Genomic DNA, 25,745 nt, shown 5'->3' on the forward strand with positions numbered 1-25,745 from the left:
GACACTTTCTGGTTATACCACATATATGGTGTTATTTGTCCAATGATGATAGATTAATAACCCTATATGTGGATCATGGGATTTTTACCTTAACTTGTTTTGCTCCCTATGATTGTGATTTTCACTACATTAACTGAATATGTTCTGATATCTTCTAATTAGGGTTTGCTGAAAAAGTTTCTCCAAAATTTATGCCACTTTTGACCAAGAATTTTCTGACAAATCAATAAGTTTTAGTACATAAAAATTGTTTAAAGTATAATCAAAATTAATGAAAGGCGGTTTGATGAGTTCCCCTGTTCTATTATTAGTAAATAAGGACAAAAAAAGCGACAAAAACTGCCTCAGAAGTTTAGAAAGATTGACAACTAAAAATGTAATAGCAATAGATGTAATGGAGGTTTCAGGGAGTTTTGTCATCACGAGATTTAGGCTAAATCTTCGTTTAGCTTGTCCAAACTTTCCCTCAATAGCATTACGGAAGCATTCATCGGAGTGGGCTTGTTTCTTTTCTTCTTCACTGACATTTTTCGGAGGTCTTCCTAACTTCGGACCACTGATTCTTATCCCTCTTTCCTTACACCAATTTCTGTTTTCCCTAGTTCGATAAATTTTATCTACATGGACGGATTCGGGATAATAGCCAAACGTTTCTTTATACTTTTCTACTTGTTCTTTTAAATGACAAGATTCATTGAAGTTTTCCCAACTTATTTTTTCTAGAAACATATAGTTATCTACACAGCTTACTGAGAGTTTAGCTCCAAACTCTATTGGTTTTCCTGCTTTTCCCCTCACTATTGGACGAATATGCGGTTGAGTTAAACTTACAATTCTTTGAGGAACACTCTGGGTCTTATTCTCCCACATTGACTGTTGTTGTTCATAAACTTTTTTGATAGTCTCTAGACAATTTTTCTGTCTTTTACTCAGATTTTCCAGGGAAGCCCCAGCTTGAATTAAGTCTTCTATATTTCCTAAATTTTTCTTAAGGTATTTTAACTGTTTCCCGATAGCTTTTCTTCTTTCTTGATAAGATACTTTTCGTTTTTTAGCTACTTTTAAGTATTCCTTTCTAGCAATTATTCTAGAAGTTCTCGGCTTTTTTCTCAATTTTACTCTTAATGGTTTATAAAGATTATCTATTATTATTTCTGTCTCAATTCTGGCTTGATTTAATATGCCTAAATCCGTTGGGTATTTGATGTCTGCTGGCGCACAAGTCGCATCTAAAATTAGTTTACCTTTATTTTTTATTTTTTCTCCTTTTTCTTGGAGACAATCCTTTTTTTTTACTTCTTTATCACTCTTGTCTATTTCTCTTTTTACTATTTTTTTATTGATTTTGTTTATCAATTCTCCATCAATTCTTTTCCTAAAATGAACTAGCATTGAAGATTCCAGTGGTGGCTCTTGTTGATAACAATTTAAACCTATAAAGTATTGTAGATAAGGATTTTCTCTAATCTGTTCTATAGTTTCTCTATCACTTGTTCCTAATTTTTCCTTAATAATTAATGTCCCTAATGCCATTCTAAATAGTTTGGCTGGCGCACCTTTTTCTGCTGAAAAAAGTTTAGCATATTCTTCCTCAAAATCATCCCAAGGTATCAACTCTGCCATGATTACCCAACGATTATTGGGGGACAATTTGCCCTCGAAAGGTAATTCAAATTTTTCTGGGGGCGGTAAAGGTTGCTCCTCTTTTCGATACATTTGTTCTTGACCAACAACTGGGAGGTGTTTCTACCAATTATAGCGGTTTGTAGCCGACAAAGCTGATCTTTTTTGCGATCGCGAATATGGGTGTAACCTTTTAAAGAATAGGGTTTTGCTTTTATTCAGCAAACCCTAATTAAAACACAGGCAAAACTCGTCCATTGGGGTCTAAAAGGCGTATTCTGGACAGGTATGGGGACATTATAAGCATCAAGCAGCTTGGTAATAGGTCCAGTTGCTGCACCATCGATAAACTGACTGATAGGGGAATGATAGCGAAAACAGCTAATTTGTGGGGTTTCATCGGGCCATTCGAGACGGGGACTGATTAAACCCGCTTCGGGATGCTTTTCTAAAGCGGTTTCTAGAGAAGCTATCGCCCCAGGCCTAAGGATGGTATCACTATTAAGCAACAAATAAGCTTTAGCAGTAATTGCTTTGATTCCTACGTTGTTACCCGCAGAAAACCCACCGTTAACGGGTGAGGGAATTAAAGTTACCCAAGATTCCCACTGATATTCCTTAATAGCTTGTTCTAAAATAGGAAGAGAATCATCCCCAGAGTCGTTATCCACTAACATTACTTTATGACGCGAACTGTCTATTTGGGGTTGGAGGGATTGTAAAGAGTCGATCACCAGTTTTGGGGTTCGATAGTTAATAATAACAACAGCTAGATCCATTTTCTTTGTAAATTTGCTAACCTTTTCTTAGGGTATCATTACTTGAAACATTATGGTTAAAATTATTGGTTGTCGTTCCTTAGGAACACAGAAGGTTTATGATATTGGGGTGGAAAAAGATCACAATTTTTTGTTAGCCAATGGTTCCATTGCTTCTAACTGTTTCAATAAATCTCACTCCACAGCCTATGCTTATGTTACCTATCAAACCGCTTATTTAAAGGCAAATTATCCCGTTGAATACATGACGGCATTATTAACAGCTAGTAGTGATAGTCAAGATAAGGTGGAAAAATATCGGGAAAACTGTCAAAAAATGGGCATTGATGTTTTGCCACCCGATATCAATCTCTCCAAAAAAGATTTCACTCCCATAGATAAACAAATTCTCTTTGGTTTGTCAGCGGTTAGAAACTTAGGGGAAGGGGCGATCGAGAACATTTTAAAAGCACGAGAAGAAGAAGAAGGAGGGTTTAAATCCTTGGCAGATTTTTGTTGTCGTGTTGACCTTCGTTCGGTAAATAAAAGGGCTTTAGAAACCTTGATTTATGCCGGAGCTTTTGATGCACTTAATGCCAATCGTCAACAATTAATTAATGACTTAGAATTGGTTATTCCTTGGGCGCAAAAACGAACCAAAGAAAAAGAAAGTGGTCAACTAAATCTTTTTGACTTAGTGAGTGATAACAATGGGGAAACAACAGAATCAAAAAACGATTTTCAGCAGGCACCCAGTACGTCTCCTGTGGAAGCTTATTCCTTACAAGATAAATTAAGATTAGAAAAAGAACATTTAGGATTTTATGTATCGGAACATCCTTTAACAGCCCTTAAAAAAGCAGCAAAGTTATTATCACCGATTAACTTAAATGAAATAGCAGAACAGAAAAAAAATACAAAAGTTAGTGCTGTTATTATGGTTAATGAGGTCAAACAATACACAACTAAGAAAGGCGATCCTATGGCTTTTCTAGTTTTAGAAGATGGATCAGCACAGGTGAAAGGGGTTTGCTTTCCTGAAACTTACAAGAAAGTTCGTGAGGTTTTAACTGAAGATTCTCGACTCATTGTTTGGGGAAAAGTTGACCACAGAGAGGATAAAATTCAACTAATTGTTAACGATGCTGAACCGGTAGAAACAGTCAGAATGGTAATGGTAAAATTGAGTGTTGAACAAGCAAGAAATAGAGACTATTATTCTAGTTTAAAAAGGATTCTTCGTGACAATGCTGGAGATAAAAATAAATCAAAAATCCCGGTAATTGCCATTATTGGAAGTGGAGAAAATCGTCAATTAATTCGCTTAGGTGAAGATTATTGGGTACACAATGATAAATCTGTGGTTGAAGCTCTGAGAAATGCTAAGTTTGATGCTTTTCCTACCCCCCTAGTGAGTAATTCTTGATCAACAGAACCAGTCAGTCCCCCTTTTGATAAGATTATAATATTTGAAAAACTCAAACAATATACCTTTCATGGATGTTATCCCTGCGATCGATCTGCTAGAAGGACGTTGTGTCCGTCTCTACCAAGGAGACTATCAACAATCCCAAGTTTATAACGAAAATCCTGTGGAAGTAGCCCGTCAATGGGCCGATGAAGGAGCAACCCGTTTACATTTAGTGGACTTAGATGGGGCAAAACAGGGTCACCCAGTCAATCTTGATACCATAGAAGCTATCGTTAGAGCTATATCCATTCCTGTACAAGTTGGAGGGGGATTACGCGATCGCCAAAGTATCGCCCAACTGATTGATTTAGGGGTCGCACGCACCATTGTCGGCACTGTGGCGGTGGAAAATCCTGCTTTGGTGCAAGAATTGTGTCAAGCTTTTCCAGGTAAAATTGCAGTGGGGATCGATGCTCGCAACGGGAAAGTTGCCACCAGAGGATGGCTAGAAACCTCCGAAGTCTTAGCAGTGGACTTAGCCCAACAAATGGCCGAATTTGGGGTGAGTGCCATTATTTATACAGATATACACCGTGACGGAACCCTACAAGGGCCTAACCGTGAAGCCCTGGGAGAATTGGCACAGCAGATAAATATCCCTGTGATTGCTTCGGGGGGTGTTAGTTCTTTGAGTGATGTCTTAGGGTTATTGTCCTTAGAACCCATCGGCGTAGCTGGTGTAATTATTGGTAAGGCATTATACACAGGAGATGTCAGCTTAACCGAGGCAGTTCGGGCTGTTGGCCCTGGCCGTTGGCAAGATATTCCTCCTGATCTTGGTTCATCTGCTTTTAGTTAACGAAGAGTGGGAGGTATTTCTACCGCCGGACGGTTTAAAGCAATGGTTAGAGCTTGGTTATCTCCGTTGGTACGAGCATAACGGGGAAATAATCCATCCTGTAAAGAAATATGGGTAATGGAGCCAACAATCACCGCAGCAATTCCTAACGCACTAGCAATCAAGCCCCGTTTTCTCCCGTCTTGACGATCTATGGTGTCAAAAACTCCCTGAGATAAGTCATCCACAGAAATAGAACTTTCTGGGACCTTAAGAGTCGGAGTCTCTCGTTGCACCCGTAACAGTTGCTTATACAACTCATGGAACTCGGGATCAATATCCAGCCATTGCTGAACCTGTTTACGTTCTTCCGCTGTCAGTTCTCCGTCCATGTAGGCGCTCAACAACTCAAAACGCTCAAACTGATTATCCATATCACTTGAATCAGTGGGAAACAAACCTTGCTTATGTTCAAAATTAGACATCATGATTAATTTCTCCTTCGATCCTATAAATAAGACCCTTGGTTGCGGAGACAAATGCTTATAAAAGCACAGTCATGACACCCATCACGAATGATAATTGAGATGAGAAGGATCTCAACTAATCAACATATTTCTTTAAAACCGTTTGTAGTTTACCTCTGGCTCTAGCAATACGGGATTTGACTGTACCCAAAGAAACCCCAGTCATTTCTGCGATTTCTTCGTAAGCTAGACCTTCGATTTCCCTTAAAATTATAGTGGTTCTAAAAGCTTCGGGTAAATCGGCGATCGCCACTTTGAGACGCTCATAAAATTCACGAGTAGCTAAATCGTCATCTGGACTAGGATAATCTGAGACAATATCCCATTCTATTTCTCCATCGTCTACCCGACGGGGAGCATCTAATGAGATAGGATGGCTAACTCGTTTCCTTTTACGTAATTCGTCATAAAATAAGTTTGTGGCAATTCTACTTAACCAACCCCGAAATTTAACCGGTTCATTAAGACGCTTAATATTGCGATAAACCCTAATCCAAACTTCTTGAGCTAGATCAGCGCGATCCTGCCAATCGGGGGCTAAATGGTAAAGAATTCTATCTACGTGGGACTGATAACGGTTTAGAAGTTCAGCAAAGGCTACACGATCTGGCTTTGCTCCCTCCTGGCACTTAACAATCAAATCGTAGTTTGAGAGCTTTTCTGGAGCTACTAGCGATTGCTTGCCCCACTGGCGAAGTAGTCCTTGAGATCCTGTAATTGCTTGACTCATAAGTTTACCTGACGATGAATTCTCCTCACGTTAGCATCCTAGACGTAAGAGTTCAAACAATGGTTCCCTTGGGTTTAATCTTGTTTTTATATTTATCAATCAGGGGCTAAGGATTTAAGCATATCAGTCATATTTTTTAGAATATCCCTGCGTTGTTCTCGTTCGAGGGGTCTTCGGTTAGGAATCGTAGGACGTTGAAAATAGCTTTCAATTCCTTCTGTCACCTCTTGAGCAATCAAACTTTGTAATTCTTCTTTTGCCCGTTTTCTTTGATAGTCTGCCCCTTCATGGGTGGTGGCATAGAGGGGAGGTAAACGGTTGAGGGCATAAGCTGCTATGTCTCCAATATCAAGGTTACAGGCTTCTTTTGATTCTTGTTTGGCAACTTGGTTAATGGCTTCACTCAAGACCAATTCTTCCATAACGTTAATGAACTGTTTTCTTGCTACGGCTTTAACTTCTCCGGTTAATAATGCCCCCATCAGGCGATCTAATGCGGTGTATTCCTCCGTAGATAAGTCTGAAGCCGATTCACAGAGTCGTCCGACTTCTTCCTCCATTAGGGGTGTTAAATAGCCATTTTTGAGTGCGTTTTCGACAATTTGTTGAATGCTCATGGTTTTATTGTTTGCTAAAAAGAGGAGCAATCTTTGACATCCTCCCCGCCCTGAAACAAGCAGGGATTCCCTAAAACAGACTTAACTGTTTGTATCTAGGAGTGGTTGACGTTAGATTACCAAAAATTGAACTAAAAGTTACAACCAGATAGCATTAATTTCCTTGTTGACAAAAGAAGCAATCTGATCGGGTTAAGGAACAGGTTTAATATAGATTAGGGCTTGTCGCCAAATTAACAGAGATTGCTCGGACTGATCCGAAACACAAATACATTGAGGATCTTGCCATAAAACTTGACCGGTGATGGTTTCTTGTGTGGTTAGCTGTATGACAATTTTTTGTTGCTCTTTGATGTACTTTTGAACTTGTCGAACACTAGGTAGCCCTGTATCAAATTCAGTCATGGTACTATGATGATTTATTTCTATTATCAGGTATCCCTTGTCCTTATGTGTCGGTTAATTGATAATTGTTGATATAGTCCTCGCTTGAATTATTATGGAATTTACTAAATATCAGGGTCTAGGTAATGACTTTATTTTAGTGGATAATCGCCACAGTACCACCCCCTCATTGTCCCCAGAAGAAGCCGTTAAATTATGCGATCGCCATTTTGGAATCGGGGCAGATGGAGTGATTTTTGCTCTCCCTGGAGATGAAAATAGCGATTACACTATGCGGATTTTTAATTCTGATGGTTCAGAACCGCAAATGTGTGGCAACGGAATTCGTTGTTTAGCCCGTTTCTTGGCTAAATTAGAAGGGATTGACACTACAGAAAAATCTTACCGTATTCAAACCTTAGCAGGTATCATCATCCCTAATTTAGAAGCAGAAGGACAAGTAAAGGTGGATATGGGAACCCCTTTTTTATTGGCCAAGGAAATTCCTACCACGTTAACCAAAGCAGAAGAAAAGGTCATTGATCAATCCTTAGAAGTAGGAGATCAATCTTGGTTAGTGACTTGTGTGAGTATGGGTAATCCTCACTGTATTACTTTTGTAGAAGATGTAGCTAAGATTCCTTTGGAAACCATTGGTCCAAAATTTGAGCATCATGCTGTATTCCCCGAACGAACCAATACAGAATTTATCGAAGTAGTTCGCCGTGATTACCTGAAAATGAGAGTTTGGGAACGGGGGGCAGGAATAACTTTAGCCTGTGGAACAGGTGCTTGTGCTTCTGTTGTAGCAGGGGTATTAACGGGACATTGCGATCGCCTTTGCACAGTGGAGTTACCTGGAGGATGTTTAACAATTGAATGGTCTAAAAAAGATAATCGACTGTATATGACAGGCCCTGCTGAAGAGGTTTTTACCGGGGTTATTGATTAGTGACATCCTCCCACGCTAACTGCTAGGCAGTATAGCGTGGGCTTCCCGACTCACGACGGGATATTTCTGCCCACAGGGGTGTACCCCTACGCCAGTTATCTAGGCTCATCACCCCCGACACCTCGACTTGACAGACTGTTTCCTTTCCTCTGAGTCCCAGAGTAGTAGTTTCTATTCCTCGATTGCAAATTTCCTGTGCCGATGCTACGTCTCTATAACAGCGATAGCCACATTCAGGACAATAATGTGTCCTATCAGCTAGAGTTTTTCTGACTTCTGTACGACAATTTGGGCAAGTCTGGCTAGTCCCCCGATGGTCAACTAAACCGAAATATTTCCCTCTTATCAAACAGACATATTTCAGAATATCCCTAAACTGCCCAAAACTCGCATCTAGAGTATGCTTACCCAAAAAGCCCTTGGCCATAGTCCGAAAGTCAATATCCTCCATGAAGATACTGTCTCCCATGTCACAAACTTTGTGGGCTAATTTGAACTGATAATCTTTACGTTTGAAAGCAATATGATTATGTTGTTGTTCTACTCGTTTTCTAGCTTTTTCGTAGTTCTTGGAACGCTTCTGTTTTCTACTTAGGCGACGTTGCAGCAATTTCAGCTTGCGTTGTTCACTTTTGAAGAATTTACGCCCTTTTTCTACATAGTTATCACTAGTTGCTAAGTAACTAGATAACCCCACATCTAACCCTAAAGGATGCCCAAAAGGAGCATTAACTTCAGGTAAGTTAATGTCTGATTGAATGATAATTACGGCAAACCATCCCATTGCTTTCTTAACAACTCTTATCTGCTTAATAACAAAACCATCAGGTATTGGACGATGAAGATTTATCTGTACTTTTCCTAATTTTGGTAATTTTATTTGCCATCCACCCACCCCCAGCCCCTCCTGGGAGGGGAGTTGGAGGGGTGGGTTTTTGAATTGAGGAAACAGCAAAGACTTCATCTGTCCATACTTTTTGAACCGAGGAAAACCAAAACCCCTATTACGAAAGAAATCCCAAGCATCATGTAGTCTTCTTACCCAGATTCCGCACTTCAAAATGTAGTATGAAAAAATACATAGTTTTAAAAAGTCCGAAAATCATACCTGGGCAAGAATATTTCTCTTTTCATTAAATTTTTAGGAAAAATAATCAAATTAAGAAGATTTATACTCATTGAAAACTTAGTAAGACTCAGCACAAACGAAGGAGAGTTTCCTCTTCTCATTTGATATCATTAGACTCTTATTCTTTTATTATTTTTGCTTTATCCAATTCAATTTATAGATAATATCTTTGACAAGATGCAGGTAATAAACTCAATATAAAACGCCTTTCTTCTGTTAAATTGACAATTTGTTTAACTCCGTTTAAAATCACATAATGAATACCTTGAAAACATTGAAATATCCACCTCAAAGTCGGACGCAATGTTACTTTCCCTACTTGATTATTTATTCCTTTTTTGACTCTTTTTAAACAATTTCTTAATTCTCTTTGCCCCAAGTTATAAATCAACAAACACAAAGACATTAAAAATAACATTGTTTCTATTCTTTCTGGTTTTTCAACGAAGAAACTATCAGTAAAAAATAAGGGATCTTTCAAAAATCGAAATCCTCTTTCCGTAGATTGCTGGTTTTTATAAGTTATCAGAATTTCACTAGCTTCTAATTTATTTTCCTCTACTAAGTTAGTTGCTAAAATAAATTTTCCTGCTTCTTTAGTCTTTCTACTTATCTCTTCATCTTTTTTGATGATCAGACTAATCATTTTATAAATCTTTTCCTTTTTTTTCGAGTAAGTTTCAATCAGTTCAACTTCTTTTATTTCCAACAATCTCAATTTTTTATTAATAGCTTTTAATTTATATCGAGCAGCTTGAGGATGTTCAAATTCTTCAGATTGTATTTCTTTAAGAAATTTTTGGGATTTCTTCTCTTCTTGGGAAAGTTGTTTTTCTAGTTTTTCCAAATCACTTTTCTGTCTTTTTTCACTCAAGACTATTAACCAAGTTTGCTTGATTCCACCATAAGTAACAATTTCTTCTTTCCAGGTATAACTTTCTAAATTTAGGTCACTTCTTTTTTCTTTATCTTCGTCTTTTACTTCTTCCACCTCTATATTTTGCACTAATTCTTTTGCTTTTTTTATGGTCATTGGAACTCTCGTTATCCATTTTAAATGTTGGATTAGTTGGAGATTTTCTTGACCATATAAAGCACTATCACAAACCATGATACTATCAAACTTTATTTGCTTTTTGAATTCTACTAAAACTTTTCCAAATACAGCTTTATCAGATTCATTTCCATCTCCTACTCTCACAAATAATGGAATATCTCCATCTTGGCTTGTTATTAAATCCAAGACACATTGTTTTAAGTCTGGTCTATGATCCCGAGAATATCCTTTCTTAATAAAAATTGGTCTTTCTTTAATAATTTTTTCTTCTTCCTGTTTCTCTTTATCTTCTTCCCTTTTATATTCTCCATCTAAATGAAATGATGTGGAATCTAAATGGGAGTATTTAAGGTCTATTTTAAATTTTTTAATTACTTCTAAAACTACTTCAATAAAAATATCATTTAGTCCATATTTATATAATTCATCCATTACTCTCCCAATTTTATCATCATTAAGGTAATCAGGTTTAATTCTTTCTCCTAACAATTTCTCAATGGCTTTATCTTGAAAAAACTGACTGAATAAATATAGAGGTCTTGAAACAAATCCTAGTCCATTGATTAAAATAGACTTAACTACTGTACCTGCTGAGATTTTTTCTCTAACATCTATTCCTAATTTATTATTAATTATTTTGACTATTCCTATTTCATCAATTAAACCAGCTACTATCCCTAAATGGTCTAAATTTTTAACTTGTATTTCTTCTAAATAAGACATTTTTCGCTCTTTTTTTACAGAGGAAACAACTTAAACAATTATCCCACTTTTTTGTCTTCAAGAGCTTAAGCAATTATACTTAATTATTAACCCCAGGCTTGTAGTATTTAATGCTACTTTTTGAAGTGCGGAATCTGGGTTACAAAAGTTAACCGCCCCTGATGGTTCGGCCGGTGATTTATTTGGGGCTTCTGTGTCATTGTCAGGTGATAGGGCTTTAGTGGGTAGTTTCCGTGATGATGATAATGGAATTGATAGTGGTTCAGCTTATGTGTTTACAAATAGCCAACCCGTACCAGAACCTTTAACTATTTTAGGTGCTGGAACTGCCATTGGTTTTGGTGCATTTTTTAAACGCAAATTAGCTAAGAAGAATCAAAAACAAGGTTAATAACTGTTTTGATCCCATTGTAGAGATGTTTTAGGAAATGTCTCTACAATGGTTGGAAAAAATGGATTATAATCAAGATAAAGTACATTTTAAAAGCTAAGTCATGCCAAACTATCATCCAGACACCCATAATTCTCATAATATAGAAATACGAGAAAAAGTTATAGCGGAGGTTGAACAAACACCAGAAGAATATTTACCCAATTTGTTAGAAATGATTCGTCTATTTCGTGAAAGTGTAACTCTGAAATCAGCAGAAGAGAGTTTTCGTCAAGGATGGTATGAAGCAATAACAGATAATACTATTCCTGTTTCTCAACTTTGGGATGGAATTGATGCAGAATGAATCACAATCTATCCAAATTTTAGTTACTTCTGAATTCAAGAGAAATTTAAAGATATTATCTAAAAGGTATCGTCATATTCGTTCTGATGTTCAACCTATTATTGATCAGTTACAATCAGGAGAAATAGTTGGTGATCAGATCCCTAAGATTCCTTATACTGTTTTTAAAGTTAGAATAAAAAATAGTGATAACCAAAAGGGTAAAAGTGGAGGTTATCGCTTTATTTATTATCTTAAGACTTCAAATAAGATTATTTTAGTAACTATTTATTCAAAATCTGATCAGCAAGACGTAGCTATTACTAAAATAAAACAAATTATAGATGGTTTTTTATCCTAGTAAAGCAAATTTAAAGTTTAGTCATGACAATGTTATTAATGTAGTTAATTGTTTTTATTTCTAATTAGCTAGGAAAATATGCATAGGATAAGATTCAGCTACTAATTGATTAGCTTTTGTTTCAATATTGAGATTAGATTGAAACGCATATTTTGGCTGAGTTTCTTCAAAGTCAAGTAAGGTTTTAATGCGTTGATATGCTTGATAAGCAACCGTAGGAAAGAAGGAAAACTTACCTGGTAAAACACACATATAATTACTGTCCTCATCAGACTCAATCCAATAACTATAGCGTCGTTTTTGTTCTTCCTGACTAATAAATTCGGTCTTAACACATTCATAACTATATAGTTGACGACTATATAACTTTTCTTTGCCAAAATAACGTTCTGCTGATTCTAAAATGGGTTCTATATCAACTCCATCATTACTATCATCATTAGCATAGCCAGAATCAGCTAATAAAGAGTAAATATATTTTTCATGTCCTAGTTCTCTTTGTTGCACAAAATGATTAAAATGAAAACGGGTTTTAGTTGACATTCTGACAAAATTAGTATCCACTAAAGCAGGATAAGCTACCACCATTGCGCTGCGACTTCTCTTTAATTTTGCCCTTACTTGTAAATCTTTTAAAAAGGGTTCAAAACCTTCTCCAACTGCAAAGATAAATAACTTGGCTTTTAATCGTTTTGAACGTCCTTCTTGGGTTTCACATAATAAACTTTTGATTCTTAGTTTACCATAACCATCAATTAACAATTTGTTGATTTTTATTCCAGTCTCAAATGTTACCCCACGACTCAAACAACTTCCGACTAAATCTTGTAGTATTCTACTGGTGTGCATAGAACAATCTAGGGTTTTAATAAAGTCATAATTAGAGGGAGCCATGTTATAAGATTCATCAAATTGACTGCAAAGATTACGGATAATTTCTGTTGAATCTTTCAAAGAACAATCTAACTTTTCATAATTTTCGACTTGTTCATAAGTTGGTGCTAAACATTGATCATTAACTAACCAATTATGTTGTTTTCCGTAGGCAACTTCTAATCTTCCTAAAACTCTATTGCGCTGGATATTTATTTGTATGGCATCACTTTTTAAGCGAGATGAGCGAATTTCTGGGGCATCTTCTTGGGGATAAATTAAATAAACAGGAGCATCATTAAACCAACCTTTTGAGTTAGGACAAATATTAGGGCTGAAAAAATTCGTGTTTTTTTCTACTAAATTAACATTACATTGCTCCTTAAAATAAGGACTGTAAAGGTTTATTAAATCTTCTAAACCGTTGACACAATTAATAAAAGTTTGAGCATCATCTTGACCAGAATATAACGCACCAGTATGGTACCATCCTTCTAATTTTCCTGATGCTAAAGTACCCAGTTGGGGAGCTTTTTCTAACAGTTTAATGGATAAGTTACTATGACGGGCTAAAAATTCGGCAATGGCCACTCCAGCGATACCACCACCTACGACAACAACATCAACGTATTCAATTTCTGAGACTTGAAGAGGTTTCATAAACAGGCTAATAAGACGATTTTTTAGATTGATTTTATAGGTCAGATTAGATTATAACGTAAAATAAAAAACCTATGCTGAGCCGAAATCCGAAATTCTCAATGGATCATGGATAATGTACTGCTATAGAACCACTAAAACTTAGATTCCATGACTTTTTCCAATTACCCAATGACGACGAAAAAAACGGGATAAAGAAGATTCTTCTAAGGGTAAATAAATGGGTCTACCGTGGGGACAAGTTCGCGGATTACGGGTTTTTTTCCAATTATTTAAAATTTCTTGCATTTGAGATAATTCTAATACTGTACCGTTACGAAGAGCACTACGACAAGCAACAGCTACCTGTGCGCTTTCTAAGTCCCCTCCTAAACTTAATTCTATCAAAGCATCTGGACAATCTTCTCTATTTTCTAACAATTTGGGGACATTCCTTACTGCCCAAGTATTGTCCCCAAATGGTTCAATATCTAAACCTATTCTTTGTAGTTGTTCCACTTGCTTAAGGGATATTTGGGTTAAAATAATGGCTTGTTGCACAGGGATTAATTGCCATTCATCTTGTAATTTTTCATATAATATTCTTTCGTGGGCAATATGTTGTTCAACTAACCATAAACCGTGAGAGTGTTCAGCAACAATATAGGTTTGGTTAACCTGTCCTACTGCCCTTAATTGAATTAATTCTAATTCGTTTGATTCAGAATGACCAAGATTATAAACACCTTTGTTCTCTGAAGCTTTCAGTAACTTTTTAACCCGTTGGTTTTGCTCTCCTGTGCTGATAGTTATGGGGGATAATTTTAAGGCTTTGTCTATAACTTCTGTAACTCTTTCTTGCCAAAATTCTAGGGACTTTAAATAAATTTCTGTTTTGGCTGGATGACGATTCCAATCTATCTCTGAAGGTGGTATAATCAAGTGAAGAAATCCCACAGGAAAACGGCCTTTAGGTAAAGTTCGACTCAACCCGGCTAACATAGTTTGTTCTAGCTGAGGCGATCGCACCACACGGCCATTGACTGCTATTTTTAACCAGTCCAAACGACCCCGTGAAGTGCGATCGGGTAATCCTAAAACCATCTCGATTTTAGCCTGTTCATGGCTAGGAGTTATTACAGTCTCACAGAGAAACTGTAGATCATTAAAATGGACTCGCTTTAATAATTGAGGTAATATGTGTTGTGAGGTTTTACCTGGACTGATACTTAGCCAAGATTTTTTATTGTGGTGAACTTGCCAAGTGATTTGAGGATGACAAAGGGAAAGATTCTCAACTATTCCCTGTATCGCCTTTAATTGCTGCGAGAAGGTAGGTAAACCTTGACGACGGACAGGCATAGTCCCAAACAAATGAGAAGCCGTAACAATGGTGCCTGGTGCCATTGGTGCTGTTGATTCTTCGCTCATCTCTCCTTGCTGATTATAGTTAACCAACCATCCGTTACTGTCATTTGTAGCATCACGACTTTGAATGGTTAACTGGCCAACCTGAGCAATACTGAATAAAGCCTCTCCACGAAATCCTAAACTGGTAATTTTCCAGAGATCATCTAGGTCGAAAATTTTGCTAGTGTGATGAGCTTGAGCGCAGTGACGTAAATTATCTAACGACATTCCCCTCCCATTATCAGCCACCATAACTTGCCAAAGTTCGGGAAAAACTGAAACGGTTAAACGGGTAGCTTGTGCGTCAATGGCATTTTCAAGCAATTCACGAACCACAGCAGCTAAGGAGTCAATCACCTCTCCTGCTGCGATTAAATTGATAATCTCAGGGGAAAGAAGTTGAATGGGGGGTGACATAAAGGGAAAATATGATTCCTTAAATGGCTTGATAATTGAACTTATAATCTTAGTCCATTGTCCACTCTTTTTCAGCGAACCGATGTTTCGGATCCCCCCCCACTTCCACCTTATTCTGGGATTTTGTCACCAACAAATCCCCATATTTCGGAACCATTTACACCACTGCCGCATCGGTAGATAAAGGCATTTGTTCAGAACTGGGTAACTCTAAACAGTAGCCGGCTCCATAAACGGTTTTGATATAACAAGGATGTCTGGGATCTGGTTCTAATTTTGTCCGTAAATGACGAATATGGACACGAATAGTCTCAATATCGTCATCGGGATCGTATCCCCACACTTCCTTAAGAATTTCGCTAGGTGAAACCGTTTGACCGTGACGCTGTAGTAAGCAGTGTAGTAACTCAAATTCTAGGTGAGTTAGCTTAACCGTATTCTCAAAGCAGATAGCTTCAAAACGCTCAGGAATTAAGGTCAAGGGACCATAATTCAAAATTTCTGAATGTTTCGCTGCTTGGGGGATGCGATCTGTTCGTCTTAATAAAGCTCTCACCCTAGCCAGCATTTCTGCTAACTCAAAGGGTTTGGTCAAATAATCATCGGCTCCAGCATTAAACCCTTCTACTTTATCTTGGGTTTGACCCAAAGCAGATAACATCAACACGGGGATATCAGAAGTACGATCATCCCGGCGGAGTCTTTGGCAGACGGTAAACCCGTCTACTTTGGGCAACATTAAATCGAGCATGATTAAATCGGGCTGTAACTGGACGGCTAAAGCCTGTCCTTTAATGCCGTCTGGTGCTTGTTTGATGTCATAACCTGCCATCTCTAGATTAGTGGCAATTAGGTCTCTGATGGCATCATCATCTTCAATTACGAGTATTCGAGGCATTGCAACAAATGATAACTAAATGTAAACGTTAACTAAGAAGTATGTTCAGATCATAATTAATCCTGTACCGATTATAAGCGTGATTTCTAAAATCGTTCCTAAATTGTTAAATTTCCCAGATAAAACCTTGAACTTAACCATTATTGATTAAGAATTGTTAAGAAATGGTAAGTGTAGGGAGAATTGGACGGTGGGAAATATTAAGTTCTACCTGGGGAGAACTCCCCGATTGAGCAACCTGAGTTCGATATAAGGAAATTTATAAACAACTGGTCAAAATCAAGAGTCTTAAACCCTGATTATCTCATGGAAAAAACTCCGAACTCCGAACTTCGAACTCCGAACTCAGGTGAGCCAGACCTGCTCTTGCTTGAGGAACGAAAACCGAGGGATGAGAGCCAGGAAACCAAAAGTTTTGTGATACAATGAGGGTGGCCAGAAGGTATAAACCTGAACTTTAGCCAGACTTGGAGTCCATCCATCCAAGATGAGAGTGAAAGACAGACCTTGGATAAAATCATTGATGAGCAAATCAAAATCGGTTTTAACACTACTACTGCAAATTTTTCCTCAATGGCGGCCTCAGATGTATTTTAAGGCTTCCCTGACGGCTCTATCTCATGCTATGGAAGATCAAGTATTAGCAGGATCAGAAGAGCCGTTAGTTATCGCTAGTTTTCAAAAAGAACGATTTTATCGTCAAGAAGCTCAACGATATCGGCGGATCTCCCAAAAAAGTGATCAAGTCTATGTCTTGGCTGCTCCTGAAACTGAGTTTAAAAACTGTTCCCGAGAATACGAAACCATTGCCTTTGATCCTGACGATACCTTGACCCAGGAGTGGCATCTAGTAGTTTTGGGAGCTAATTATGCCAGTTGTTTAATTTGTCAGGAAAAAAGTGTCTCTACAAGTCAACAGATGATAGATGACATTGATAACAATCGTCGTTTTGAGGGAATCTGGACTTTTGACCGTCAGGTGACACAACAGGCCGCTTACATCCTCCTAAATACTATTGTTGAATATCGTCCTGAGCTACAAGAAAAAGTTGACATTGCCCGTAAAAAATATTTGCACCCCGATATTTTAAGCCAAACCATCACCCAACCGAAGAATATTGATAACACCAGTTGGGATATTAGTCCCAATGATCCTGATCCTTTTGTACAACGGTTAGTTACCTATATCCAGGCAGGTCAGTATAAACTGATTAAAGCTAATCGTTCCTTAGCGTCCAAAGAACATAAAGAAAGATTAATTAATTCCATTACCACTGCCATTCGTTTATCCCTCGATCCTAACGAAATTCTACAAATTGCTGTACAAAAGTTAGGGGAAGGTTTGGGAGTTTGTCGTTGTTTAGTTTATCGCTGCAAAGAAACAGACTCCACGGCAACTATTGAACACGAATTTCTTAATAAAGGAATTGCCTCGATTAAAGGACAAACTTGGCCCCTCAAACATAACCCTTTATTTCAAGAGGTAGTTGAATTACGAGATGCTTTAACTATAGATGACGCTATCCGTGATCCTCGCCTAACCAATGATCAACAGCAAGGACGATTATCAGGAAAATCTTTACAAATCTTAGTGAACAGTTGTTCAATTTTATCCTGGATGTTAGTGCCGATTTTTTATCGCGGACGACTCTTAGGAATGTTAGAGTTACATCATTGTGGCCCTAAGACCATGACTTGGAAAGAGGATGATGTGGGCTTAGTTAATGCGATCGCCACACAAATTGGGGTAGCCTTAATCCAAGCGGAAGCCTATGCTAATCTTCAGGATCTTAATGAACAACTAGAAGCCCTCGATCGCACTCGTTCCAATTTAGTTGCTATCACTGGCCACGAGTTAAGAACTCCTTTATCCACCATTCAAGTGTGTTTAGAAAGTTTGGCCTCAGAACCAGATATGTCCCCTGAGTTGCGCCAAGTCATGCTCAACACAGCCCTAGAGGATGCGGAAAGAATGCGCAAGCTGGTACAAGATTTCTTAACCCTTTCCCAGTTAGAAAGTGGACGAGTAGAATGGAACATTGAAGCTTTAGATTTACAGGAATGCGTAGAACTATCCTTAAGTAATGTGCGGGCCCGTCATAAAGGGACAGCCCTGCCGAAAATTGAAAACCACGTAAAAGATGAATTACCCCTGGTGAGAGCAGACGGGGAATGGCTAGTGGAAGTATTAGCGAAGTTATTAGACAATGCTTGTAAATTTACCAGTCAAGAAGGCAAAATTACCCTAGAAGTCAGTTCTCAAACTCCCTATCAACTAGAGGTGACTGTAGCTGATACTGGGCGAGGAATCGAGCCAAAACGCCTAGAAACGGTCTTTGATCGTTTTTACCAGGAAGAAGGGGCGTTACGTCGCAGCGCTGGGGGAACCGGTCTAGGGTTAGCTATCTGTCGTCAAATAGTTCGGGGTTGGGGGGGAAAAATTTGGGCAGAGTCTCAAGGTAAAGATCATGGCAGTCAGTTCCACTTTACAATTCCTATTTATGGGGATCAAATGCCAAAGGAACCCTCTCAACCAACTATGAGGAGTTCTCGGCAATCACGATCAAGGGCAAAAGGGAAAAGGAAACAAATGTCTTGAAACTGATAGACATATATGTTATAATAAAAAGCTGGACAACAAAATGCGGACGTGGCGGAATTGGTAGACGCGCTAGATTTAGGTTCTAGTGTCTTTGGCGTGAGAGTTCGAGTCTCTCCGTCCGCACTCTTTAAACTTTAGTAAAGATAAACTGCTCCTGTTTGTTGTAAATTAACGGAACGATGTCCTAGAAAACTGGGCTTATCTTTGATAACTGAAATATTAACAATATTATTATCTTCATCCATTGCTACTGTGTAACGTAAATTAAACTCACTGGTATCATTAACCAAAGGATAAATGACAATATTAGCAGAACTACCGAAACCTTTTAAGTTTCCTGTTTGTTGTGGTTCTAACTTTTGAGGGTTCATTGCTTCTAGGTCTGTTAAGTCGTATTCTATAGGAATATCTGTGTTATTAATAATATTAACTTCTACGATTCTTTTGGTATCAAACCTAGCCACAGGTTGCCAATAACCAGGTTGATAGGTTTCGGCAGAGGGAACTTGCGCTTGAACCACAGAAATAGGAGAAACCCCTAATGTTAATAAGATAATAAGTGATAATGATTTCATAAGTTATAGATTCTAAGTGATGCGTTGTCTTATATGTTATCAGCTAGATTTACTGATTAAATTATCTATGGTCAGTTTTTCTAACTGTCCACTTATTAAACAAAAGTTAAGATAAACAACGATTACTTGACAAATAATTTAGAGATACCCCCTTTAGTTCCCCCCTTACAAAGGGGGGTTAGGGGGGATAAGTTTCAACATTGATTCTCACAACTGATAAATGATTGCTATATTACAGCAGTAATCTTAAACTTAGATACGGTTAACCTCAGCGATGAAATAGAAATTTTGTGGGGGTCAACGGCCGTTGACCCCTACACCGTATGTGTAGCGTAAAATAGAAGAATAACAAATTTAAAAAACTTTATGGCCCGTAGACCTCCTCCTCGTTATTCCGATCGCCGTTCTAACCCTTCTCCGTCACCCTCTTCTCCCTCTTTAGGATCTAAAATCAACTATGGAACCATTGCTCTATTTGGTGGCATTTTTGTCTTAGGGATCGGGGTAGGAATAGGAGTAACTTCTAATGCTAGTTTTGACCCCCAAAATGTCGCTTCACGGGAAGTTATCGATAAAAGCGCGCCTAATGCAGAACTCTGTGTACAATACGGTGCAAGTTCCATTGTCACGGATATGCGAGTTTTTATCACCCTGAACCCCTTTAGTGTCTATGTAACTCAACCCCAAATGAAACCGGGTTGTGTGTTACGTCGTTCTAATATGAACCTCTTGGAACAAAAACGACTAATTACCTCAGAACAGGCCAGAAGCTGTCGAAACCGCATGAATACCTTTGGGTTTGTGGGATCTTTGGATAGTAACCCCAAGATCGATTGTATCTATCCTAATGATGCTGCCGGGAACTTATTCTTGAACCCACCTGGATCGGTTAACCCTCGTTCGGAAGGTGAGAACTTTTAAGTTAGTCAAAATCGGATAAAATAAGACATAAATAATTTAATAGATTTTAGTATGACTATTTATCAAAAGAAACCCATTACTATTGCTGTGGTGGGAGATGTTCATGAGCAATGGGAAGAGGCCGATAATTCTGCTTTAGAAGGGTTAGGAGTTGATTTGGTTTTGTTTGTCGGGGACTTTGGTAACGAATCTGTTCCCATAGTGCGGAAAATTAGTCAGTTATCTGTGCCAAAAGCAGTGATTATGGGTAATCATGACGCTTGGTACACTGCTTCGGGTTGGGGACGGAAAAAATGCCCTTACGATCGCTCAAAGGAAGATTGGTTACAGGATCAATTGGATATTTTGGGGGATCTTCATGTGGGTTATAGTAAGTTAGATTTTCCTCAATTTAATCTTTCGGTTGTGGGGAGTCGTCCCTATAGTTGGGGGGGACCAGAATGGAAAAATAAAGGGTTTTTGAGCGATCGTTATCAAGTTTCTAGTTTTAAAGACTCAACGGAAAAAATAATGTCTGCTGTGCAAGAAACTAGCGAACAAAATGTTATTTTTTTGGGTCATAATGGCCCTGCTGGTTTAGGAAGAGATCCCGAAGATATTTGTGGTAAAGACTGGCAACCTATAGGGGGTGATCACGGTGATCCCGACTTTTCTCAAGCGATCGCACAAAGTTATGATTTCGGGAAAAAGATTCCTTTAGTAACTTTTGGTCATATGCACCATCGTCTCCGTCATACTCGTTCCCGACTCCGTACAAGGGTGGTAACAAATGCAGAGCAAACCGTGTTTTTAAACGCTGCTTGTGTTCCTCGTGTTATTGAAGAAAATGGTCATAAATTACGCAATTTTTCTTTAGTTTCTCTGGATAACAATACTGTGACTGATATTGCTTCTGTTTGGGTGGATGCTCAAGGGGCGATCGCTACTAAGGAAAGTCTTTATCAAGAACCTGTACTTTCTTCTATTTATTAATTATTATGAGGTTATTATCTCCTTTTTCTTCTCAATCTTTTGACCCTCTATTTATTTATTTTCCTGGGATGGATGGGACAGGAAAATTGTTTGATAGGCAAGCAGAAAAACTAAAGGATTTTTTTGCTATTCGTTGTCTATCTATCCCATCTTATGATCAAAGTGATTGGTCAACTTTGGTACATAAAACTGTTACTTTGATTCGGAAAGAATTAGAAGCTCATCCTCACTCTTCTGTTTATATATGTGGGGAATCTTTTGGGGGTTGTTTAGCGATGAAAGTTGCTCTAGAATTCCCTGAGTTGATAGAAAAAATAATTTTAGTTAATCCTGCGTCTTCTTTTAATAAACATTCTTTTTTAAAGTTTGGAGTTGAGTTAAATCAATGGGTTCCTAATATTGTTTATAAAGTAGCTACTATGGTTCTTTTAGGGTTTTTAGGCTCATCAAATCGTATGAATACTAAGGATAGTAAAGCTTTATTAGATGCGATGCAATCCCTTCCTCAAGATGTTGTCAGTTGGCGACTTTCTTTGTTAAGGGATTTTCGGATTAATAGTGCAAAATTGAGGATGTTTGAAAAACCTATATTATTATTAGCTAGTCAAGAAGATAAATTATTACCCTCTGTAGATGAAGGAAGAGAACTAATTAATTATTTTCCTAACAGTCGCTTGACAATTTTACCAGAAAGTGGTCACGCTTGTCTATTAGAAGATAATGTTAATTTATTAGAAATTTTAGAAAAACATGATTTTCTTTCAGCAAGTAACACATTAATAATGGACAATGGATAGATGAACAAAAAAATTAATTCTCAATTTTCCCATTCCCTTCACGTTAAGCTCCTGGGAGGTATTTTTTACTTCTCTTGAAATCTGCATTATGTTATTAATTTGTCACGAATATAGCATTTCTCGGACTCAATATGTACACCTAATATCTAACTCCGAACTCCGAACTCCTAACACTAGAAAACTCTGTACCTCACAAGTATGAGAAGTGCTATATTGATTGATAATCCTCTGATCAATTAATAATTATTTTTTATTAATCTCTGATGTCCCTGAGAATAGCATCAACATTCCTACAATTAAAATAATGAGGGCAATACCTCCTAAAATAAAGTCTAGTGTTGTGTTAGGTTCCATATTTTTTAAGGATGATTAAATTCCTGCTAATCTTAATGATACACTGTGTGAAGACAAAATAATGTAGAATAAACACCATAGACAATATAGCAATCATTTATCAGTTGTGAGAATTAATATTGAAACTGATCCCCCCTAACCCCCCTTATTAAGGGGGGAACTAAAGGGGGGATCTAGATAATCTCATGAATCATTCCTGATTGCTATAGTAAGTACACATTGAGAATAAGAAAAATTAGAGGGTGATGTTCATGGAACTTATTCAACTTTTAACGGAAAGTCTCGGAGTACAGGAGTCACAAGCTGAAGGTGGTGCTGGACTTCTTTTCCAACTAGCAAAAGATAAGTTAGGAGACGATGATTTTGCTAAAGTCGCAAGTTATGTTCCAGGGATAGAAAATCTGCTCTCCTCTGCCCCAGAAGCTGGAGGAATGATGGGTGCATTGGGGGGATTAGCTTCAGCTATGGGAGGTGAAGCTGCTGGTATCGGAAGTCTCATGAGTTTGCCAGGAGGTTTCTCTAAGCTAGGATTAGATAGTGGAATGATAGCTCAATTTCTCCCTATTATCCTCTCCTTTGTCCAAAATCAAGGAGGTGATGAAATTAAAAACCTTTTAGAAAACGTTTTAAATTAATCCCCTATCCTTCATCAATAAATAAATGTATAAACAATTCTTCGCATTAATATTATCTGTTGAATATACCTGCTTTTCCAATTATTCCCCCCTTTTTAAGGGGGGTTAGGGGGGATATACCGCTACGCGAAAGGCAAAAGGCAAAAGGTAAAAGGCAAAAGTAGGTTGGTAAAGACTTTCGGGTTTTGTTGATGTCCTAACAAAAATGCGTAGTGCTATAGTAAGGGATCTCCTTTATCAGAAATCACCTAAAAATGAGACAAAACGAACCTACTGTATTCTTAGTATAGGGTTTGCTGAAAAAGTTTCTCCAAAATTTATGCCACTTTTGACCAAGAATTTTCTGACAAATCAATAAATTTTAGTACATAAAAATTGTTTAAAGTATAATCAAAATTAATGAAAGGCGGTTTAATGAGTTCCCCTGTTCTATTATTAGTAAATAAGGACAAAAAAAGCGACAAAAACTGCCTCAGAAGTTTAGAAAGATTGACAACTAAAAATGTAATAGCAATAGATGTAATGGAGGTTTCAGGGAGTTTTGTCATCACGAGATTTATGCTAAATCTTCGTTTAGCTTGTCCAAACTTTCCCTCAATAGCATTACGGAAGCATTCATCGGAGTGGGCTTGTTTCTTTTCTTCTTCACTGATATTTTTCGGAGGTCTTCCTAACTTCGGACCACTGATTCTTATCCCTCTTTCCTTACACCAATTTCTGTTTTCCCTAGTTCGATAAATTTTATCTACATGGACGGATTCGGGATAATAGCCAAACGTTTCTTTATACTTTTCTACTGGTTCTTTTAAATGACAAGATTCATTGAAGTTTTCCCAACTTATTTTGTCTAGAAACACATAGTTATCTACACAGCTTACTGAGAGTTTAGCTCCAAACTCTATTGGTTTTCCTGCTTTTCCCCTCACTATTGGACGAATATGCCGTTGAGTTAAACTTACAATTCTTTGAGGAACACTCTGGGTCTTATTCTCCCACATTGACTGTTGTTGTTCATAAACTTTTTTGATAGTCTCTAGACAATTTTTCTGTCTTTTACTCAGATTTTCCAGGGAAGCCCCAGCTTGAATTAAGTCTTCTATATTTCCTAAATTTTTCTTAAGGTATTTTAACTGTTTCCCGATAGCTTTTCTTCTTTCTTGATAAGATACTTTTCGTTTTTTAGCTACTTTTAAGTATTCCTTTCTAGCAATTTTTCTAGAAGTTCTCGGCTTTTTTCTCAATTTTACTCTTAATGGTTTATAAAGATTATCTATTATTCTTTCTGTCTCAATTCTGGCTTGATTTAATATGTCTAAATCCGTTGGGTATTTGATGTCTGCTGGCGCACAAGTCGCATCTAAAATTAGTTTACCTTTATTTTTTATTTTTTCTCCTTTTTATTGGAGACAATCCTTTTTTTTTACTTCTTTATCACTCTTGTCTATTTCTCTTTTTACTATTTTTTTATTGATTTTGTTTATCAATTCTCCATCAATTCTTTTCCTAAAATGAACTAGCATTGAAGATTCCAGTGGTGGCTCTTGTTGATAACAATTTAAACCTATAAAGTATTGTAGATAGGGATTTTCTCTAATCTGTTCTATAGTTTCTCTATCACTTGTTCCTAATTTTTCCTTAATAATTAATGTCCCTAATGCCATTCTAAATAGTTTGGCTGGCGCACCTTTTTCTGCTGAAAAAAGTTTAGCATATTCTTCCTCAAAATCATCCCAAGGTATCAACTCTGCCATGATTACCCAACGATTATTGGGGGACAATTTGCCCTCGAAAGGTAATTCAAATTTTTCTGGGGGCGGTAAAGGTTGCTCCTCTTTTCGATACATTTGTTCTTGACCAACAACTGGGAGGTGTTTCTACCAATTATAGCGGTTTGTAGCCGACAAAGCTGATCTTTTTTGCGATCGCGAATATGGGTGTAACCTTTTAAAGAATAGAGTTTTGCTTTTATTCAGCAAACCCTAATTAATCATCTCCTCCTAGATAGTCAAGGAATTAGCATGAGACTGCTTATCCATAAGATTATATTGAGAATTATCCAGTATTTTCATTAATTCGTAGGGACTGTTAATGAGAAAATCTGGTTGGTGTTTAGCCAAAGCTTCACCAGAATTAAATCCCCAAGTTACACCCACAGATTTAACCTGACTTTTTTTCGCAGAATTAATATCTCTTGTTTCATCTCCGATGTACATAACTTCATGGGAAAGAAGTTGTTTCTCTTTTAGTAATCTTTTAATGATTTTATGTTTACCAAATAGAGTTGTTCCTGCATAAATAAAATCAAAAAACTGCTCTAGTTCATGATGAATAAGAAAACTCAGCACATTTTCCTCAGCATTAGAAGTGATAATTCCTAAGCTATAACCTTGACTTTTTAATTGTTCAATACAATGAGGAATATCCTGAATTGGCTCAAGTTCTTTAATTTTACTGGTCAACTCAGACTTAAGACGCTTTAAAACAAATGGGATTTTAAAGACAGAAATTTCTGATTGTTTAATCAGATCCCTTGCACTTAAATTTTTTAGGTTTTCCTGTTCTTTTTCATTAACCGGTTTATAGCCAAATTCTTCTGATAAGCTATTAGCGATTTCAATAAACGCATCATAAGTATCGGCCAGAGTCCCATCAAAATCGAAAACAATTACTTTGAGTGTCATTTTTTAGCAGGTGAAGAATGAAGAGTAAGAGTGGTAAGAGAAATAAGTTAGAATAAATAGATAGAGAGAAGTTCGCCCCTTAGATAAGACAAAACAATTTAGGGAACAAGCAAGCCTAACTTATGCACATCATAATAATGATCTA

Annotated in this window: 24 protein-coding genes, 1 tRNA gene and 3 pseudogenes; 13 read left to right on the plus strand and 15 right to left on the minus strand. The window is 37.3% G+C overall.

Going from position 1 to position 25,745, the window contains the following annotated elements; all coding sequences use genetic code 11:
- Positions 1-189: 189 nt before the first annotated feature.
- Both CWATDRAFT_RS02885 and CWATDRAFT_RS02890 read right to left on the minus strand, forming a co-directional pair.
- Entirely contained in the window at positions 190-1,716 is a 1,527-nt protein-coding gene (locus CWATDRAFT_RS02885) for an IS5-like element ISCwa2 family transposase (protein ID WP_007303577.1), read from the minus strand.
- 125 nt (positions 1,717-1,841) lie between these two features.
- Positions 1,842-2,402, minus strand: coding sequence for a glycosyltransferase (locus CWATDRAFT_RS02890; protein ID WP_007303578.1), 561 nt, complete (start codon positions 2,400-2,402; stop codon positions 1,842-1,844).
- A gap of 52 nt (positions 2,403-2,454) precedes the next feature.
- Here CWATDRAFT_RS02890 and CWATDRAFT_RS02895 point away from each other — a divergent pair, with 52 nt between their 5' ends.
- Complete coding sequence (locus CWATDRAFT_RS02895) at positions 2,455-3,807, plus strand: trans-splicing intein-formed DNA polymerase III subunit alpha C-terminal partner DnaE-C (protein ID WP_007303579.1); 1,353 nt, start codon at positions 2,455-2,457, stop codon at positions 3,805-3,807.
- A 70-nt stretch (positions 3,808-3,877) separates the two neighbouring features.
- Positions 3,878-4,651: a 1-(5-phosphoribosyl)-5-[(5-phosphoribosylamino)methylideneamino]imidazole-4-carboxamide isomerase gene (gene hisA, locus CWATDRAFT_RS02900; protein ID WP_007303580.1), complete on the plus strand. Its 774-nt coding sequence runs from the start codon at positions 3,878-3,880 to the stop codon at positions 4,649-4,651.
- Here hisA and CWATDRAFT_RS02905 read toward each other — a convergent pair.
- The 4 genes from CWATDRAFT_RS02905 to CWATDRAFT_RS02920 all read right to left on the minus strand — a co-directional run bounded on the left by CWATDRAFT_RS02905 (position 4,648) and on the right by CWATDRAFT_RS02920 (position 6,909).
- Positions 4,648-5,118 (minus strand): anti-sigma factor family protein, encoded by a 471-nt coding sequence (locus CWATDRAFT_RS02905; protein ID WP_007303581.1) that lies wholly within the window; start codon positions 5,116-5,118, stop codon positions 4,648-4,650. The two genes, hisA and CWATDRAFT_RS02905, sit on opposite strands and share 4 nt — an antisense overlap.
- Positions 5,119-5,233: 115 nt before the next feature.
- Entirely contained in the window at positions 5,234-5,887 is a 654-nt protein-coding gene (locus CWATDRAFT_RS02910) for a sigma-70 family RNA polymerase sigma factor (protein ID WP_007303582.1), read from the minus strand.
- 95 nt (positions 5,888-5,982) lie between these two features.
- Positions 5,983-6,504: a late competence development ComFB family protein gene (locus tag CWATDRAFT_RS02915; protein WP_007303583.1), complete on the minus strand. Its 522-nt coding sequence runs from the start codon at positions 6,502-6,504 to the stop codon at positions 5,983-5,985.
- Positions 6,505-6,696: 192 nt separating this feature from the next.
- Positions 6,697-6,909, minus strand: coding sequence for an Hfq-related RNA-binding protein (locus CWATDRAFT_RS02920; RefSeq protein ID WP_007303584.1), 213 nt, complete (start codon positions 6,907-6,909; stop codon positions 6,697-6,699).
- Between the two features lie 94 nt (positions 6,910-7,003).
- Between CWATDRAFT_RS02920 and dapF the strand changes: the two genes are divergently transcribed.
- Entirely contained in the window at positions 7,004-7,840 is an 837-nt protein-coding gene (dapF, locus tag CWATDRAFT_RS02925) for a diaminopimelate epimerase (protein ID WP_007303585.1), read from the plus strand.
- A gap of 22 nt (positions 7,841-7,862) precedes the next feature.
- Here dapF and CWATDRAFT_RS02930 read toward each other — a convergent pair.
- Both CWATDRAFT_RS02930 and CWATDRAFT_RS02935 read right to left on the minus strand, forming a co-directional pair.
- A pseudogene (locus CWATDRAFT_RS02930) lies at positions 7,863-8,882 on the minus strand (RNA-guided endonuclease InsQ/TnpB family protein); the annotation flags it as partial.
- A 241-nt stretch (positions 8,883-9,123) separates the two neighbouring features.
- Entirely contained in the window at positions 9,124-10,749 is a 1,626-nt protein-coding gene (locus CWATDRAFT_RS02935; protein WP_007303587.1) for an IS1634-like element ISCwa1 family transposase, read from the minus strand.
- A gap of 154 nt (positions 10,750-10,903) precedes the next feature.
- On the opposite strand from CWATDRAFT_RS02935, the pseudogene CWATDRAFT_RS40950 reads away from it, so the two are divergent.
- The 4 genes and pseudogenes from CWATDRAFT_RS40950 to CWATDRAFT_RS02950 all read left to right on the plus strand — a co-directional run.
- A pseudogene (locus tag CWATDRAFT_RS40950) lies at positions 10,904-11,014 on the plus strand (FG-GAP repeat protein); the annotation flags it as partial.
- Between the two features lie 6 nt (positions 11,015-11,020).
- Positions 11,021-11,140 carry a PEP-CTERM sorting domain-containing protein gene (locus CWATDRAFT_RS39285; RefSeq protein ID WP_412093196.1) on the plus strand — a complete coding sequence of 40 codons (120 nt, stop codon included), beginning with the start codon at positions 11,021-11,023 and terminating at the stop codon, positions 11,138-11,140.
- A 103-nt stretch (positions 11,141-11,243) separates the two neighbouring features.
- On the plus strand, positions 11,244-11,486 hold the full coding sequence (locus tag CWATDRAFT_RS02945) for a hypothetical protein (protein ID WP_007303588.1): 243 nt from the start codon (positions 11,244-11,246) through the stop codon (positions 11,484-11,486).
- Positions 11,476-11,826 carry a type II toxin-antitoxin system RelE/ParE family toxin gene (locus tag CWATDRAFT_RS02950; RefSeq protein WP_007303589.1) on the plus strand — a complete coding sequence of 117 codons (351 nt, stop codon included), beginning with the start codon at positions 11,476-11,478 and terminating at the stop codon, positions 11,824-11,826. Before CWATDRAFT_RS02945 ends, CWATDRAFT_RS02950 begins: the two co-directional genes overlap by 11 nt.
- A 60-nt stretch (positions 11,827-11,886) precedes the next feature.
- Here CWATDRAFT_RS02950 and CWATDRAFT_RS02955 read toward each other — a convergent pair whose 3' ends face one another.
- The 3 genes from CWATDRAFT_RS02955 to CWATDRAFT_RS02965 all read right to left on the minus strand — a co-directional run bounded on the left by CWATDRAFT_RS02955 (position 11,887) and on the right by CWATDRAFT_RS02965 (position 16,063).
- The gene (locus tag CWATDRAFT_RS02955) at positions 11,887-13,359 is read right to left on the minus strand and encodes an FAD-dependent oxidoreductase (protein ID WP_007303590.1); all 1,473 of its coding nucleotides are present in this window, start codon (positions 13,357-13,359) and stop codon (positions 11,887-11,889) included.
- Between the two features lie 141 nt (positions 13,360-13,500).
- Entirely contained in the window at positions 13,501-15,165 is a 1,665-nt protein-coding gene (mutL, locus tag CWATDRAFT_RS02960) for a DNA mismatch repair endonuclease MutL (protein ID WP_007303591.1), read from the minus strand.
- 157 nt (positions 15,166-15,322) lie between these two features.
- Positions 15,323-16,063 carry a response regulator transcription factor gene (locus CWATDRAFT_RS02965; protein ID WP_007303592.1) on the minus strand — a complete coding sequence of 247 codons (741 nt, stop codon included), beginning with the start codon at positions 16,061-16,063 and terminating at the stop codon, positions 15,323-15,325.
- A gap of 523 nt (positions 16,064-16,586) precedes the next feature.
- Here CWATDRAFT_RS02965 and CWATDRAFT_RS02970 point away from each other — a divergent pair.
- On the plus strand, positions 16,587-18,662 hold the full coding sequence (locus CWATDRAFT_RS02970) for a DICT sensory domain-containing protein (protein ID WP_021832243.1): 2,076 nt from the start codon (positions 16,587-16,589) through the stop codon (positions 18,660-18,662).
- A gap of 45 nt (positions 18,663-18,707) precedes the next feature.
- Positions 18,708-18,788, plus strand: a tRNA-Leu gene (locus tag CWATDRAFT_RS02975).
- An 11-nt stretch (positions 18,789-18,799) separates the two neighbouring features.
- Here the strand turns inward: CWATDRAFT_RS02975 and CWATDRAFT_RS02980 are convergent.
- Positions 18,800-19,240 (minus strand): hypothetical protein, encoded by a 441-nt coding sequence (locus tag CWATDRAFT_RS02980; RefSeq protein ID WP_007303594.1) that lies wholly within the window; start codon positions 19,238-19,240, stop codon positions 18,800-18,802.
- Between the two features lie 366 nt (positions 19,241-19,606).
- Here CWATDRAFT_RS02980 and CWATDRAFT_RS02985 point away from each other — a divergent pair, with 366 nt between their 5' ends.
- The 3 genes from CWATDRAFT_RS02985 to CWATDRAFT_RS02995 are packed head-to-tail and all read left to right on the plus strand — an operon-like array spanning position 19,607 to position 21,930.
- Entirely contained in the window at positions 19,607-20,161 is a 555-nt protein-coding gene (locus CWATDRAFT_RS02985; protein WP_007303595.1) for a DUF3172 domain-containing protein, read from the plus strand.
- 51 nt (positions 20,162-20,212) lie between these two features.
- Complete coding sequence (locus CWATDRAFT_RS02990) at positions 20,213-21,133, plus strand: TIGR04168 family protein (RefSeq protein ID WP_007303596.1); 921 nt, start codon at positions 20,213-20,215, stop codon at positions 21,131-21,133.
- Between the two features lie 5 nt (positions 21,134-21,138).
- Positions 21,139-21,930: an alpha/beta fold hydrolase gene (locus CWATDRAFT_RS02995; RefSeq protein WP_007303597.1), complete on the plus strand. Its 792-nt coding sequence runs from the start codon at positions 21,139-21,141 to the stop codon at positions 21,928-21,930.
- A gap of 243 nt (positions 21,931-22,173) precedes the next feature.
- On the opposite strand, the gene CWATDRAFT_RS32740 is transcribed toward CWATDRAFT_RS02995, so the two are convergent.
- Complete coding sequence (locus CWATDRAFT_RS32740; RefSeq protein ID WP_048315822.1) at positions 22,174-22,284, minus strand: hypothetical protein; 111 nt, start codon at positions 22,282-22,284, stop codon at positions 22,174-22,176.
- Positions 22,285-22,535: 251 nt separating this feature from the next.
- On the opposite strand from CWATDRAFT_RS32740, the gene CWATDRAFT_RS03000 reads away from it, so the two are divergent.
- Complete coding sequence (locus CWATDRAFT_RS03000) at positions 22,536-22,919, plus strand: DUF2780 domain-containing protein (protein WP_007303598.1); 384 nt, start codon at positions 22,536-22,538, stop codon at positions 22,917-22,919.
- 317 nt (positions 22,920-23,236) lie between these two features.
- Here the strand turns inward: CWATDRAFT_RS03000 and CWATDRAFT_RS32745 are convergent.
- Positions 23,237-24,763: pseudogene (locus CWATDRAFT_RS32745) on the minus strand (IS5-like element ISCwa2 family transposase).
- 153 nt (positions 24,764-24,916) lie between these two features.
- Positions 24,917-25,600, minus strand: a complete 684-nt coding sequence (locus CWATDRAFT_RS03015; protein WP_007303600.1) for an HAD-IA family hydrolase — start codon at positions 25,598-25,600, stop codon at positions 24,917-24,919.
- Positions 25,601-25,745 lie beyond the last annotated feature (145 nt).

Origin of the sequence: Crocosphaera watsonii WH 8501 (assembly GCF_000167195.1) — a bacterium.
GTDB classification, from domain to species: domain Bacteria; phylum Cyanobacteriota; class Cyanobacteriia; order Cyanobacteriales; family Microcystaceae; genus Crocosphaera; species Crocosphaera watsonii.

Excerpts from the sequence above, each read along its gene's own strand:
- dapF (WP_007303585.1), top strand. The coding sequence starts at position 7,004 with ATGGAATTTACTAAATATCAGGGTCTAGGTAATGACTTTATTTTAGTG.
- CWATDRAFT_RS02950 (WP_007303589.1), top strand. The coding sequence starts at position 11,476 with ATGCAGAATGAATCACAATCTATCCAAATTTTAGTTACTTCTGAATTC.
- CWATDRAFT_RS02995 (WP_007303597.1), top strand. The coding sequence starts at position 21,139 with ATGAGGTTATTATCTCCTTTTTCTTCTCAATCTTTTGACCCTCTATTT.
- hisA (WP_007303580.1), top strand. The coding sequence starts at position 3,878 with ATGGATGTTATCCCTGCGATCGATCTGCTAGAAGGACGTTGTGTCCGT.
- CWATDRAFT_RS02920 (WP_007303584.1), bottom strand. The coding sequence starts at position 6,909 with ATGACTGAATTTGATACAGGGCTACCTAGTGTTCGACAAGTTCAAAAG.
- CWATDRAFT_RS32740 (WP_048315822.1), bottom strand. The coding sequence starts at position 22,284 with ATGGAACCTAACACAACACTAGACTTTATTTTAGGAGGTATTGCCCTC.
- CWATDRAFT_RS02910 (WP_007303582.1), bottom strand. The coding sequence starts at position 5,887 with ATGAGTCAAGCAATTACAGGATCTCAAGGACTACTTCGCCAGTGGGGC.
- CWATDRAFT_RS02885 (WP_007303577.1), bottom strand. The coding sequence starts at position 1,716 with ATGTATCGAAAAGAGGAGCAACCTTTACCGCCCCCAGAAAAATTTGAA.
- CWATDRAFT_RS02990 (WP_007303596.1), top strand. The coding sequence starts at position 20,213 with ATGACTATTTATCAAAAGAAACCCATTACTATTGCTGTGGTGGGAGAT.
- CWATDRAFT_RS03015 (WP_007303600.1), bottom strand. The coding sequence starts at position 25,600 with ATGACACTCAAAGTAATTGTTTTCGATTTTGATGGGACTCTGGCCGAT.
- CWATDRAFT_RS02945 (WP_007303588.1), top strand. The coding sequence starts at position 11,244 with ATGCCAAACTATCATCCAGACACCCATAATTCTCATAATATAGAAATA.
- CWATDRAFT_RS02955 (WP_007303590.1), bottom strand. The coding sequence starts at position 13,359 with ATGAAACCTCTTCAAGTCTCAGAAATTGAATACGTTGATGTTGTTGTC.
- CWATDRAFT_RS02935 (WP_007303587.1), bottom strand. The coding sequence starts at position 10,749 with ATGTCTTATTTAGAAGAAATACAAGTTAAAAATTTAGACCATTTAGGG.
- mutL (WP_007303591.1), bottom strand. The coding sequence starts at position 15,165 with ATGTCACCCCCCATTCAACTTCTTTCCCCTGAGATTATCAATTTAATC.
- CWATDRAFT_RS02970 (WP_021832243.1), top strand. The coding sequence starts at position 16,587 with ATGAGCAAATCAAAATCGGTTTTAACACTACTACTGCAAATTTTTCCT.
- CWATDRAFT_RS02965 (WP_007303592.1), bottom strand. The coding sequence starts at position 16,063 with ATGCCTCGAATACTCGTAATTGAAGATGATGATGCCATCAGAGACCTA.
- CWATDRAFT_RS03000 (WP_007303598.1), top strand. The coding sequence starts at position 22,536 with ATGGAACTTATTCAACTTTTAACGGAAAGTCTCGGAGTACAGGAGTCA.
- CWATDRAFT_RS02890 (WP_007303578.1), bottom strand. The coding sequence starts at position 2,402 with ATGGATCTAGCTGTTGTTATTATTAACTATCGAACCCCAAAACTGGTG.
- CWATDRAFT_RS02905 (WP_007303581.1), bottom strand. The coding sequence starts at position 5,118 with ATGATGTCTAATTTTGAACATAAGCAAGGTTTGTTTCCCACTGATTCA.
- CWATDRAFT_RS02895 (WP_007303579.1), top strand. The coding sequence starts at position 2,455 with ATGGTTAAAATTATTGGTTGTCGTTCCTTAGGAACACAGAAGGTTTAT.
- CWATDRAFT_RS02915 (WP_007303583.1), bottom strand. The coding sequence starts at position 6,504 with ATGAGCATTCAACAAATTGTCGAAAACGCACTCAAAAATGGCTATTTA.
- CWATDRAFT_RS02985 (WP_007303595.1), top strand. The coding sequence starts at position 19,607 with ATGGCCCGTAGACCTCCTCCTCGTTATTCCGATCGCCGTTCTAACCCT.
- CWATDRAFT_RS02980 (WP_007303594.1), bottom strand. The coding sequence starts at position 19,240 with ATGAAATCATTATCACTTATTATCTTATTAACATTAGGGGTTTCTCCT.